Source organism: Kribbella sp. NPDC051770 (assembly GCF_040681455.1).
Taxonomy (GTDB): domain Bacteria; phylum Actinomycetota; class Actinomycetes; order Propionibacteriales; family Kribbellaceae; genus Kribbella.
In genome coordinates, this window is sequence record NZ_JBFAYT010000012.1 from 192,647 (window position 1) to 205,583 (window position 12,937).

The 12,937-nt window shown below is 68.2% G+C and carries 11 protein-coding genes; 5 read left to right on the forward strand and 6 right to left on the reverse strand.

The window, feature by feature from the left end:
* Positions 1–14 precede the first annotated feature (14 nt).
* From AB0M01_RS32535 to AB0M01_RS32550, 4 genes are all read left to right on the forward strand, one after another.
* Positions 15–1,103, forward strand: a complete 1,089-nt coding sequence (locus tag AB0M01_RS32535) for a LysR family transcriptional regulator (protein WP_363676307.1) — start codon at positions 15–17, stop codon at positions 1,101–1,103.
* 103 nt (positions 1,104–1,206) lie between these two features.
* Complete coding sequence (locus AB0M01_RS32540; protein ID WP_363676308.1) at positions 1,207–2,367, forward strand: NAD-dependent formate dehydrogenase; 1,161 nt, start codon at positions 1,207–1,209, stop codon at positions 2,365–2,367.
* 183 nt (positions 2,368–2,550) lie between these two features.
* The gene (locus AB0M01_RS32545) at positions 2,551–2,715 is read left to right on the forward strand and encodes a hypothetical protein (RefSeq protein ID WP_363676309.1); all 165 of its coding nucleotides are present in this window, start codon (positions 2,551–2,553) and stop codon (positions 2,713–2,715) included.
* Positions 2,716–2,953: 238 nt separating this feature from the next.
* On the forward strand, positions 2,954–3,715 hold the full coding sequence (locus AB0M01_RS32550) for a GntR family transcriptional regulator (RefSeq protein ID WP_363676310.1): 762 nt from the start codon (positions 2,954–2,956) through the stop codon (positions 3,713–3,715).
* Between the two features lie 49 nt (positions 3,716–3,764).
* Here AB0M01_RS32550 and AB0M01_RS32555 read toward each other — a convergent pair whose 3' ends face one another.
* The 6 genes from AB0M01_RS32555 to AB0M01_RS32580 form a co-directional block, all read right to left on the reverse strand.
* Positions 3,765–4,757 carry a TerC family protein gene (locus AB0M01_RS32555; protein ID WP_363676311.1) on the reverse strand — a complete coding sequence of 331 codons (993 nt, stop codon included), beginning with the start codon at positions 4,755–4,757 and terminating at the stop codon, positions 3,765–3,767.
* Positions 4,758–4,880: 123 nt separating this feature from the next.
* The gene (locus AB0M01_RS32560; protein ID WP_363676312.1) at positions 4,881–5,432 is read right to left on the reverse strand and encodes a hypothetical protein; all 552 of its coding nucleotides are present in this window, start codon (positions 5,430–5,432) and stop codon (positions 4,881–4,883) included.
* Between the two features lies 1 nt (position 5,433).
* Positions 5,434–6,933 carry an Nramp family divalent metal transporter gene (locus AB0M01_RS32565; RefSeq protein ID WP_363676313.1) on the reverse strand — a complete coding sequence of 500 codons (1,500 nt, stop codon included), beginning with the start codon at positions 6,931–6,933 and terminating at the stop codon, positions 5,434–5,436.
* A gap of 109 nt (positions 6,934–7,042) precedes the next feature.
* Positions 7,043–9,187 (reverse strand): acetate--CoA ligase family protein, encoded by a 2,145-nt coding sequence (locus tag AB0M01_RS32570; protein WP_363676314.1) that lies wholly within the window; start codon positions 9,185–9,187, stop codon positions 7,043–7,045.
* 41 nt (positions 9,188–9,228) lie between these two features.
* The gene (gene frc / locus AB0M01_RS32575) at positions 9,229–10,455 is read right to left on the reverse strand and encodes a formyl-CoA transferase (RefSeq protein ID WP_363676315.1); all 1,227 of its coding nucleotides are present in this window, start codon (positions 10,453–10,455) and stop codon (positions 9,229–9,231) included.
* Between the two features lie 60 nt (positions 10,456–10,515).
* Positions 10,516–12,240, reverse strand: coding sequence for a thiamine pyrophosphate-binding protein (locus tag AB0M01_RS32580; protein ID WP_363676316.1), 1,725 nt, complete (start codon positions 12,238–12,240; stop codon positions 10,516–10,518).
* A 258-nt stretch (positions 12,241–12,498) separates the two neighbouring features.
* Here AB0M01_RS32580 and AB0M01_RS32585 point away from each other — a divergent pair, with 258 nt between their 5' ends.
* On the forward strand, positions 12,499–12,783 hold the full coding sequence (locus AB0M01_RS32585; RefSeq protein ID WP_363676317.1) for a hypothetical protein: 285 nt from the start codon (positions 12,499–12,501) through the stop codon (positions 12,781–12,783).
* Positions 12,784–12,937: the final 154 nt, after the last annotated feature.

The window sequence follows — 12,937 nt, forward strand, 5'->3', positions numbered from 1 at the left end:
AGACACCCGAAAACGTGATCCAGATCACAACAGATGCGACGCCGCCGACCTGGGGTGACGAACCCTTCCAGCCGAAGAGCGCGGCGTGTAATACTGGATTATGTATACAAGCAATCGGTATTCAGTCCGGCCGGAACGAGGCTGATCCCATGTTGCTCCGCCAGCTCGAGTACCTCGTCGCCCTCGCCCGGGAACGGCACTTCGCCCGCGCCGCCGACGCCTGCTACGTCTCCCAGCCGTCGCTGTCGGCCGCGATCCGCAAGCTCGAGCAGGAGCTCGACGTCCCGATCGTGCGCCGCGGCCGGCGCTTCGAGGGCCTCACCCCCGAAGGCGAACGGGTGCTGCTCTGGGCCCAGCGCATCCTCGCCGAGCGCGACGCCCTGCGCCACGAGCTGTCGGTGATGCGCGGCGGCCTGACCGGCACGCTGCGGCTCGGCGCGATCCCGACCGCGATGCCGGTCGTGTCGCTGCTGACCACGCCGTTCTGCGAACGTCACGACCAGGCCCGGGTGACGCTGGAGTCGCTGTCGTCGCGCGACATCACCCAGAAGCTGGCCGGTTTCGAGCTCGACGTCGCGATGACCTACCTCGACGACGACACCCTCGGCAGCGTCCGCAAGACACCCCTGTACGAGGAGCGCTACCTGCTGCTCACGCCGCAGGACAGCGACCTGGCCAACCTTCCGGTGGCCACCTGGGCGCAGGTCGCCGAGCAGCCGCTGTGCCTGCTGTCGCCGCAGATGCGCAACCGCCGGATCATGAACGGCTACTTCACCGACGACGGCGTCAGCGCCGAGCCGGCGATCGAGAGCGACACCGTGTCGGGCCTGTACAGCCACCTGCACGGCAACCACTGGTCGACGGTCATCTCGCACGCCTGGCTGCACATGTTCGGCGTACCGGACGGGATGCGCGTGGTGCCGCTGAAGAGCCCCGCGCACGGGCCGCGCGTCGGCCTGGTGATCGCCGCCCGCAGCCCCGAGCCGGTGCTCGCCCGGGCCCTGCTCGACGTCGCGCGGCAGGCCGGCGTACACACCGCCCTGGACGAGCTGCTGGACGTTCACCTGATGGGTTCCGGCTATTCGCCGGAGCTGGCCGGATAGCCGCCCGCTATCCACCGATAGCGAGCAAGTCTTGGACCTGGCGGCACTCCGGCCACCAGGCTGAAGGGGACGAAAACCCCTTCAGAACAAGGAGTTGCTCACCATGGCGAAGGTCCTCTGCGTGCTGTACGACGACCCGACCGGCGGCTACCCGACGGCGTACGCGCGCGACGACGTACCGGTCATCGCGTCCTACCCCGGCGGTCAGACCGCGCCGAACCCGAAGGCGATCGACTTCCAGCCCGGCGCGCTGCTCGGCAGCGTGTCCGGGGAGCTCGGGCTGCGGCACTTCCTGGAGAGCCAGGGCCACACGCTCGTCGTCACCTCCTCCAAGGAGGGCGACGACTCGGTCCTGGACCGGGAGCTGCCGGACACCGACATCGTCATCTCGCAGCCGTTCTGGCCTGCGTACCTGACCGCGGAGCGGATCGCGAAGGCGCCGAAGCTGAAGCTGGCGATCACCGCCGGCATCGGTTCCGACCACGTCGACCTGGACGCGGCCATCGAGCACGGCGTCACCGTTGCCGAGGTCACCTACTCCAACAGCATCAGCGTCGCCGAGCACGTGGTGATGATGATCCTGGGCCTGGTCCGCAACTACATCCCGTCGTACCAGGTGGTCGTGGACGGCGGCTGGAACATCGCCGACTGCGTCTCCCGCTCGTACGACGTCGAGGGCATGCACGTCGGCACCGTCGCCGCCGGCCGGATCGGGCTGGCCGTACTGCGCCGGCTCGCGCCGTTCGACATGAAGTTGCACTACACCGACCGGCACCGCCTGCCGGAGTCGGTCGAGCGCGAGCTGAACCTGACCTTCCACCCCGACACGCAGAGCATGGTCCCGCACTGCGACGTGGTCACCATCAACGCACCGCTGCACCCGGAGACCGAGGGCCTGTTCGACGACAAGCTGCTGGCCACCATGAAGCGCGGCGCGTACCTGGTGAACACCGCCCGCGCCCGGATCACCGACCCGGACGCGATCGTGCGAGCCCTGGAGAGCGGACAGCTCGCCGGGTACGCCGGTGACGTCTGGTACCCGCAGCCGGCGCCGGCCGACCACCCGTGGCGGACGATGCCGCACCACGGGATGACGCCGCACATCTCCGGCTCGTCGCTGTCGGCGCAGACCCGGTACGCCGCCGGCACCCGCGAGATCCTCGAGTCGTGGTTCGCGCAGACGCCGATCCGCGACGAGTACCTGATCGTCGACGGCGGCCGGCTGGCCGGAACGGGCGCGCACTCCTACTCCGCGAAGTCGTGACGCTACGGAACGGAAGCGTTTCCAGCCAGTCGTGACCGACGTCACGCCCCGTGACAGCTCTGGTTCCCGCGTGGGTACCGGACCTGTTACCGGGATCACGTGAGACGTGGGCATAACCGCCTGGTACGCCTGGTTGAATGTATGCAGTAGGCAGTATTAAGCACAACGACTGGAGAGGAAGAAATGATCTTCACCCGTAGGTTCGGCGCTCTGGCGGCCCGCCGGCAGTTTCCGGACTCCCCGGAGCTGCAGCAGGAACTGAACCTCGACGTCGAGCTTCACCGGGCCGGCGAGACCCGGCGCGACGACGAGCGCAAGCAGCCTGTGCGCGAGACCACCGCGGCCTGAACCAACACCCGACACGGTGCTCCGGACACGGATGACCGGCACTGGCCGGCACCTGGACACCGACCGCGGCGGCGGACTCCCCGCGGGACGCGATCCATGGATCCGGAGCACCGGGAGCAGGACGAAGGTCCGGCCCGAGAAGAGAAAAGACTGATTGCTCAACGAAGAGCATCGGCAACAGACCTGGCACTTGGTAGACTGTCTACCAAGTGCCATTACGTTTTTCGGGAAGGACCTCATGACCACAATCAGCGCGGGCCCGGACTCCTCGGCCGACTCCCCCGGCGTACGGCACGTGAAGCGGCCGACCCCGCTGCGCGAGTCGGTCTACGAGGCCCTCACCGAGATGATCATCGACGGCACCCTGGAGCGCGGCCGGCACCTCGTCGAGGTCGAGCTGGCCGGCATGCTCGGCGTGTCCCGCCAGCCGGTCCGGGAGGCCCTGCAGCGGCTGAACAACGAGGGCTGGGTGGACCTGCGGCCCGGGTTCGGCGCGATGGTGCACGTCCCCGCCGAGGACGAGGTCGACCAGCTGCTGGCCGCCCGCGCGGCGCTGGAGTCGGAGTCCGCGCGGCTCGCGGCCCGGCACGCCACCAAGGAGGCCGTCGCGCAGCTCAAGGAGCTCTGCAAGGTCGGTACGGCGTTCCAGGAGTCCGGTGACATCGACGGCGCGGTCCGCACCAACGGCGAGCTGCACTCGATGATCACCGAGATGTCCGGCAACCGCTTCCTGGTCGACTTCGCCGGCCAGGTCGACCGCCGGGTCCGCTGGTACTACACGCCGGTCGCCCCGGTCCGTGGCGCCGCCTCCTGGCGCGAGCACGCCCGCCTGGTCAAGGCGATCAGCGAGGCCGACGAGGACAAGGCCGCCCAGATCATGCGTGAGCACACCGAGCACACCCGGACGGCGTACCACGAGCTCCAGTCCGGCGGCGGCGCCCCGATCCAGCCCGCCCCGGAGAAGAAGCCGGCCACCCGCAGACGCCGTACGACGGACTGAAGGAACACCAGAACCCCGGTGGAGCAACGCTCCACCGGGGTTCTTGCTGTCAGTCGACCGCAGCAACTTCTTCCTCTGTCTTCTCCTCCGCCGCCTTCGCCTTCTCGTCCCGCGACGACTTGACCAGCGACAGCACCGCCGTCACCACCAGCGTGCCGAGGATGATCGACAGCGACACCACGATCGGGATCTCCGGCGCCCAGTGCACCCCACTGTGGTGCAGCGCCTCGAGAATCAGCTTCACGCCGATGAACCCGAGCACCACCGACAACCCGTACGACAGGTAGACCAGCCGGTCGAGCAGCCCGCCGATCAGGAAGAACAGCTGCCGCAGCCCCATCAACGCGAACGCGTTGGCGGTGAAGACCAGGTACGGCTCCTGCGTCAGCCCGAAGATCGCCGGGATCGAGTCCAGCGCGAACAGCAGGTCGGTGGTCCCGATCGCGATCATCACGATCAGCATCGGCGTCGCGAACCGCTTCCCGTCGATCCGGGTGGTCAGCTTCGCCTGGTGGTACTCCTCGGTGGTCGGCATCACCTTGCGGACCTTGGTCAGGACGACGTTCTCCTTGAACTCGTCCTCGTCGTCGTGCGACGTCGCCAGCTTCCACGCGGTGTAGAGCAGGAACGCGCCGAAGATGTAGAAGACCCAGTTGAAGTGCGAGATCGCCTCCGCGCCGACGGCGATGAAGATGCCGCGCATCACCAGCGCCAGCGCGACCCCGACCAGCAGCACCTTCTGCTGGTACTGCCGGGGCACCGCGAACTTGCCCATGATGATGATGAAGACGAACAGGTTGTCGACCGACAGCGAGTACTCGGTGAGCCACCCGGCGAAGAACTCCCCACCGGACTCACCGCCGGCGGCGATCGTCAGGCCGACACCGAACAGCAGCGCGATGCCGACGTAGAAGGACACCCACAGGGTCGCCTCGCGCAGGGACGGTTCGTGCGGCTTCCTGGCCACGATCAGGAAGTCCAGCACCAGCAGGGCCAGCAGGGCGGCGATCGTGATGATCCACGCCGACAGCGAAACGTTCATGACAAACACTCCTCCACGGTGCTCGAGCACACCCGGCGGGCAGGGCCGGGTACGCCGCCGCCCGCGGCTGGCAGGGCAGTCGCGGGCGGCGTTGTGATGCGGGAACAGGGTGGGACGGTGGTGCTAGGCGGTACGGGCCTTTCTCTTCTTGCGGTTCCGGGCCGCGGCCTGCTTGCGGGCCTCCATGGACTCGGCCAGGTGGACGTACTGCTCCACCGTCCGCTGGGCGTACACGTTGTGCTCCATGATCCGCGGCCACCAGTGCCGGCCGACCTGTTCGTGCATCCAGAGGAAACCGATCGCGAACCCCATGCTGAGCAGTGCCCGGAAGGCCAGGAACTGCAGCGGCTGGTCGGGCAGCCCCGGCGCACCGGTGACCACCCACTCGGTCGTGATGGCGTGCGCCATCAGCGCCAGCGGGAACCCGATCGCCCAGTAGGCGGCGGCCGGGGCGAACACCCCGGCCGGCGCCTTGCCGAGCGCGACCAGTGCGGAGTACCCGATGCCGAGAACGACGAGCGGGATCCCCAGGCCGAGACCGGTGACGACGGCCCATCCGAACGGCTGACCGGCGAAGCCGCCGAGCAGCGCAGCGATCAGGCCGGCCGCGATCCCGACCACGGAGGCCGGGAACGTGAACTCCACGAGTTGATGGACCTTCGTCTCGGTGTTCATGTCAGTCCAGCACCACGCCGAAGCGGATCAGGCTGTAGAACAGCATGCCGAGGTAGAAGACCGCACCGAACCCGATGATGGCGTTGCGCAGCGGCCCGGGCCGGATCGGTTTGGGCAGCAACTTGTTGTTCACCAGGAGCAACACGATGCAGTAGGCACCCATCGCGAAGGTGGACAGGAACGCCAGCACGTCGAGGATCCCGGCGGGTCCGTCGGCCGGCCCGAAGAGCAGGATCAGGATGCCGAAGACGATGACGCCCCACAGGAACCCGAAGTAGATCCTCGACATCGAGAACCGCTTGGCACCGGGGATGAAGTAGTACGTCATGTCCGCCTGACCGCGGCTGAACGAGTCGAACAGACCCAGGGTCGCGTTCAGGCCGATCAGCGCGATGAAGCCGAAGAACAGCGAGCCCAGGAACGGGCTGCCGGCCGACGCGAACGCGTCCGACATCGCCTTCAGCGCGGCCTCCCGGTCGCCGCCCTCGATCAGGCTCGCCACGTTCGGGTTCTCCCGGGCCGCCGACAGCGCGAGCACGGTGAACGAGATCGTGACCAGCATCGTGATGCCCCAGAAGAGCAGCAGAGCGTCGAAGGTGACCCACTTGCGCCACCCCTTCCACTTCTTCATCTCCTCGGGGTCCTCGGTGTCGAACATGAAGCCCCGCGACGGCATCGCCTCGGCCTCACCGGAGGCGCGCAGACCACGGATCTTCGGGATGTGCGACCCCATCGCGGCACCGGAGTCGCGCAGCTGCAGCGTGTACCACATCTGCTGCATACCGGACGGCCCGGCGAAGGCGATCGAGCCGACCACGATCGGGAACCAGGCCGCCGAGAGGGCCTTGTCGGGGAAGTAGCCGAAGGCGAACATGCCCTGGATGGTGTTGGCCAGATCGCTCCACTGGCCGACGATCGCCGCGATCACCGACGTCCCGACCACCAGCAGGCCGATCAGGAAGCCGAGCAGCTTCTCCAGGAAGTTGTAGATCACCGACAGCAGGCTGAACAGCACACCCACGAAGACCAGCGCTATACACGCTGTCACTTGCCAGGGTACGCCGCTCACTTCCTCGAACGCCGACGCTCCGGCCGACAGGTGGCCGGGCCACATGTAGATCAGGATCGCCGCGACGTAGAAGAACCACATCATCGGTTTGAAGATCCGGGCCGCGCCGAAGAAGATCGACTCACCGGTCGCCATCGCGTACCGGGCCATCTCCAGCAGCACGAACGCCTGCAGGGTGACACCCACCAGGAACAGCCACCGGATGTCCGGACCGAACACCAGGACGAGCCGGGGCCACATGTAGGACTCACCCATGCCGACGCCCAGCGCGACCAGGAAGACGGTCGGACCGAGGATGTGCAGGGAAGGCGGTGCCTCCGGCAACGGCCGGATCGGCATCGGTTCGAGCCTGCCCGCGCGCCAGACCCGCTCGGTGGCCGATGACGCGGCCGGCTCTTCGGGTACTTCTGAGGTCTTGCTTGTGACGTCCAAGGCGGACTCCTTATATCGACGCCAGCTTGACGAGACTTTACGCTCCCCCGTGCACTGCCCCCCGGCCCAGACGCATCACCGGCTTTCTACTCCGTGTGAACTTGACTCCTCAGGAACCCAGCGGACCCGCGTTCCGGGCCCACCGGTACTTGGCACCGAGCACCTGGACCGGCGTCTCGGTGGTGTAGGGGTAGGCGACCACACCGTGCTCGAACAGGTACTGGCTGGCTTCCTCGACCTCGACGTCACCGGACAGCGAGGCGACGACCGGCTTGTCGATGCCCTTGGCCCGGTACTCCTCGACGACCTCGGCGACCAGCTTGGCGAAGACCATCGGCGGGGTGACGATGGTGTGCCAGTAGCCCAGGATCAGGGCGTGGATCCGCTCGTCCTGGAGCCCCAGCGCGACCGTGTTGCGGTACGTCGACGGCGGCTCGCCACCGGTGATGTCCACCGGGTTGCCGGAGGCCCCGAACGGCGGGATGAACTTCTTGAACGCCGCGTCCAGGTCCTCGGGCATCGTCATCAGCTGCAGCCCGTTGTCGACGCAGGCGTCGGACAGCAGCACACCCGAGCCGCCGGCCCCGGTGATGATGACGACGTTCTCGCCCTTCGGCGTCGGCAGCAGCGGGATGCCCCGGGCGTACTGGAGCATCTCGTTCAGGCCCGGCGCGCGGACCACACCGCTCTGCCGCAGGATGTCGTCGTACACCTTGTCGTTACCGGCCAGCGCGCCGGTGTGCGAGCTCGCGGCCCGGGCGCCCATGTCGGTGCGGCCGGCCTTGAGCACTACCACCGGCTTCTTCTTGGAGACCCGGGCGGCGGTCTCGGCGAAGGCCCGACCGTCCTTGAGGTCCTCCAGGTGCATGGCGATCAGGTTGGTGTTGTCGTCGGACTCGAAGAAGGTGAGCAGGTCGTCCTCGTCGATGTCGGCCTTGTTGCCGACCCCGACGATCGCCGAGACACCCATCCGGCTGGACCGGCTGAAGCCGAGGATCGCCATCCCGATGCCGCCGGACTGCGACGACAGCGCCACACTGCCCTTCACGTCGTACGGCGTGCAGAACGTCGCGCAGAGGTTCTCCGGCAGGTAGTAGTAGCCGTAGATGTTCGGCCCGAGGATCCGCACGTTGTGCTTCTTGGCGATCGCCACGACCTCGTCCTGGAGCTCCTGCTCGCCGGTCTCGGCGAACCCGGACGGGATCAGGATCGCGCCCGCGACGCCCTTCTGGCCGCACTGCTCGAGCGCGCCGCCGACGAACTTGGCCGGCACCGCGAAGACCGCGACGTCGACGTCACCGGGGACGTCGGTGATGCTCGGGAACGCCTTCAGCCCGAGCACCTCGCCGCCCTTGGGGTTGATCGGGTAGATCTCGCCCTGGTAGCCACCGTTGACCAGGTTCTTCATCACCGAGTTGCCGATCTTGCCGTCCTCGTTCGAGGCGCCGATCACGGCAACGGCCCGGGGCTTCATGATCCGGGTCATCGCGGTCTGGATCTGTTCCTGGGTGTAGCGCTCGACCGGCTTGCCGGCCTCGGCGTCGACGATGATCCGGAAGTCCACCGCGGTGGCCCCGTCCGGCCCGGCCAGCACCGGGTTCAGGTCCACCTCGGCGAACTGCGGGAAGTCCTCGACCAGGTCGGACAATCGGGTGATGATCTGCGCGATCGCCTCCTTGTCCACCGGCTTGGAGCCGCGGACGCCGTTCAGCATCTCGTGCGCGCCGATCCCCTCGATCATCGAGCGGGCCTCGTCGGGCGAGGTCGGCGCCAGCCGGAAGGTGACGTCCTTGAGCACCTCGACCAGGACACCGCCGAGGCCGAAGGCGACGATCTTGCCGAAGGTCTGGTCGGTGACCGCACCGACGATGACCTCCTGCACGTCACCGCCGGTGACCAGCATCTTCTGCACCTGCACACCGGTGATCGACGCGCTGGCGTCGTAGGCCTTGGCGTTGGCGACGATCTTGTCGTACGCCGCCTTGGCGGCCTCGGCGCTGTCGACGCCGACCACCACGCCGCCCGCCTCGGTCTTGTGCAGGATGTCGGGCGAGACGATCTTCAGGACGACCGGGAACCCGATCTCGGCCGCGAGACCCGCGGCCCCCTCGGCAGTCGTGGCCAGGCCCTCTCCCGGGGTCGGGATGCCGTACGCGTCCGCGACCAGTTTGGCCTCGGGTGCGCTCAGCGAGGTGCGGCCTTCCGCCAGAGCCTGGTCGAGGATGGACTGGACAGCTGCCTTGTCATATGTCATTGCCTGAAGCTCCTCAGAAGCGGGGTGGTGGGGTCGTACTCTCAGACGACGCCGGCGGCCTTGAGCTCTTCCAGCTCGGCGGTGTCGATGCCGAGTCCGCCGTAGATCACGGAGTTGTGCTCACCGAGACCGGGTGAGGTCTCCACCTGGACCGGCGAGTCGGACAGCTTGATCGGGCAGCCGACGGTCTTGAAGCTGCCGCGGGTCGGGTGCTTGACCTCGACGACGGCGCCGAGCTCGGCCAGCGTCTCGTCCTCGATCAGCTCCTTGGTGGACAGGATCGGGCCGCACGGCACGTTCAGCGCGTTCAGCTTGTCCATCACCTCGAACTTGGTGTGCTGCTCGGTCCACTGCTCGATCAGCGCGAACATCTTGTCGAGCTTGTCGAGCCGGGCCGCGGGCGTCGCCCAGTCCGGGTCGTCGGCCAGTTCCGGCTTGCCGATCAGGTTCGCGATCGGGGCCCAGCCGGGCGGCTGGACGATCACGTAGATGTAGTCGTTCGGGCCGCCGGGCGCGGTCTTGACCGCCCAGCCGGGCTGGCCGCCGCCGGAGGCGTTGCCCGAGCGCGGCACCTCGTCGCCGAAGTTGTCGTTCGGGTACTCGCGCAGCGGGCCGTGGGCCAGCCGCTGCTGGTCGCGCAGCTTCACCCGGGTCAGGTTCAGCACGGCCTCCTGCATCGCCACGCTGACCCGCTGGCCCTTGCCGGTGTTGGTGCGCTGGTACAGCGCGGCCAGGATGCCGGCGACCAGGTGGATCCCGGTGCCGGAGTCACCGATCTGGGCTCCGGTGGCGGTCGGCGGGCCGTCCTCGTACCCGGTCGTGCTCATCGCGCCGCCCATCGCCTGGGCGACCACCTCGTAGGCCTTGAAGTCCTCGTAGCGGCCGGGGCCGAAGCCCTTGATCGAGGCGTAGACCAGGGCGGGGTTGATCAGCTGCAGCCGGTCCCAGGTGAAACCCATCCGGTCGATCGCGCCGGGGGCGAAGTTCTCGACCAGGACGTCGGAGTTCTTCACCAGGTCGGTGAAGATCTCCTTGCCCCGCTCGGACTTCATGTTCAGGGTGATGCTGCGCTTGTTGCAGTTCAGCATCGTGAAGTAGAGGCTGTCGACGTCCGGCAGGTCGCGCAGCTGCTGGCGGGTGATGTCACCGGTCGGCGCTTCGAGCTTGACCACGTCGGCGCCGAGCCAGGCGAGAAGCTGTGTGCAGGACGGTCCGGACTGCACGTGGGTCATGTCGAGTACGCGGACACCTTCAAGGGCCTTACCCATAGTGGTCCTCCAGTACTGGGGCGGCGGTCCGCCAGGGAACGGACCGCCGCCCGGGGATCGCTACTTGTACATGGTCTGGTTCATGGTTCCGGGCGCGTACGCGTCCGGGTCGACCCACACGTTGATCAGCGACGGCAGCCCCGACTCGCGGGCCCGCTGCATGGCCGGCCCGATGTCCTTGGGGTCACGGACCTCCTCGCCGTAGCCGCCGAGCATCTTGGCGAACTCGTCGTACTTCACGTCGCCGAGGGTGTTGCCGATCCGGCCGCGGTCGTGGCCGTACTTGGCCTCCTGGCCGTAGCGGATCTGGTTCATCGAGGAGTTGTTGCCGACCACCCCGACGAACGGGAGCTTGAACCGGACCAGCGTCTCGAAGTCCCAGCCGGTCAGCGAGAAGGCACCGTCACCGAACAGCGCGACGACCTCCTTGTCCGGGCGGGCGTACTTCGCGGCCATCACGAACGGGATGCCGACGCCGATGGTGCCGAGCGGGCCCGGGTCCATCCAGTGGCCGGGCGACTTCGGCTGGACGACGCCGCCGGAGAAGGTGACGATGTCGCCGCCGTCGCCGATGTAGATCGAGTCCTCGGTGAGGAACTCGTTGATCTCGTGGGCCAGCCGCAGCGGGTGGATCGGGTTCGCGTCCGACAGCTGCTTGGGCAGCCGCTTCTGGTACGCCGCGTCCTCCTCGGCGCGCAGCTCGCTGAACCACGCCTTGCGGTCACCGGCCTTCTGCACCCGGCCCGACGCGGCCTGGGTGACGGCGGCCAGGATCGCGCCCGGGTCGCCGACCAGACCGAGGTCGATGTCGCGGTTCTTGCCGACGGTGCGGTAGTCCATGTCGATCTGGACCACGGTCGCGCCCTTGGGCAGCCGGCGGCCGTAACCCATCCGGAAGTCGAACGGCGTCCCGACGATCAGGATCAGGTCGGCGTTGTTGAAGCCGTAGCGGCGCGACAGGTGGAAGTGGTGCGGGTCGCCCGGGGGCAGGGTGCCGCGGGCCGAGCCGTTCATGAAGGCCGGCACGTTGTTCTTGCGGACGAACTCGATCGCCGCGTCGCTGCCGCGCGAGGTCCAGACCTGGGTACCGAGCAGCACGACCGGCTTCTCGGCCCGGGCCAGCAGGTCTGCCAGCGCCTCGACGGCGGCCGGGTCGCCGATGGACTTCGTGGAGCCGCGGTAGCGACCGGCCTCGGGGACGGTCGCCGACTCCACCGGTACCGAGTTGTCCAGGATGTCGCGGGGGATCTCCAGGAACGACGGGCCGGGGGCGCCGTTGTAGCACTCGCGGAAGGCCATCGACACCATGTCGGCCACCCGGGCGGTGTGCGGCACCGTCGCGGCGAACTTGGTGATCGGGGTCATCATGTCGACGTGCGGCAGGTCCTGCAGGGACCCCATCTTGTGCTGGTTCAGCGCGCCCTGGCCGCCGATCAGCAGCATCGGGCTCTCCGCGCGGAACGCGTTCGCGACACCGGTGACGGCGTCCGTCGTACCGGGGCCGGCGGTGACCACGGCGCAGCCGGGCTTGCCGGTCATCCGGGCGTAGCCGTCGGCCGCGTGCGCGGCGACCTGCTCGTGCCGGACGTCGACGACGGCGATGCCCTCGTCCACGCAGCCGTCGTAGATGTCGATGATGTGACCGCCGCAGAGGGTGAAGATCACGTCGATCCCCTCGGCCTTGAGGGCCTTGGCCACCAGGTGCCCGCCCGAGATCGTGGCGGTCTTCGGCTCCGGGTCGGTCGGGTTCGCGACCGCGTTCGATTCGGACACTGTTTGGGCCATCTGTGCAGTCATCTCCTCGTGGAAGGGTCCGGTCTCTGCCCGGCTGGGCTGTGCCCGCTGGGACGGGGCCACACTGCCTGGGATTCATATGGTTCGGTAGATTGCATACCGTATGGTGTAGTCGTAGTCATATCGCACCGCCGAACCCGTTGTCCAGGCCTCGACACCCAGCAGAAACTTGTTGGGACGACTGTATGCAGTATCCCGTATTCTTGTCACTAGGCACGGGGTGACAACCGCGAATTCAGGGGAGCTGCGATGAGCATTCACGACGAACTCGACCGGACCCGGCAGGCGTTGCAGGCCCTCGACCAGGCGGTGGCCGGGCTGCGCAGCCGGCTCGGCCCGCACCTCGACGTCCTGCGCCTGATGGACGACGTCGCCCGCTGCACGGCCGACCTGCGCCGTCTCGAGGAGCAGGTCCGCGCGCCGCGCCGCCAGGAGCTGATGGTCATCCCGGACGACGACCGCGACCACGGCCTGTGGGGCGCCGGTGACGTCGACCACGAGGGCCTGGGCGCGCCGGGGCGCAGGGCGCCTTAGGAGGCCAGCGACAGGCACTGTCGCAGGAGCCGCTTGAGCCGTACGTCGTGGGGGGGGCGCCCCGGCGGGCCCCCCCCCCCCCCCCCCCGCCAGGCCCGGGGCCCCCCCCCCACGGCGTACACCGCCCGGGCCCTCCAACCGCGGCCGCCCCGGG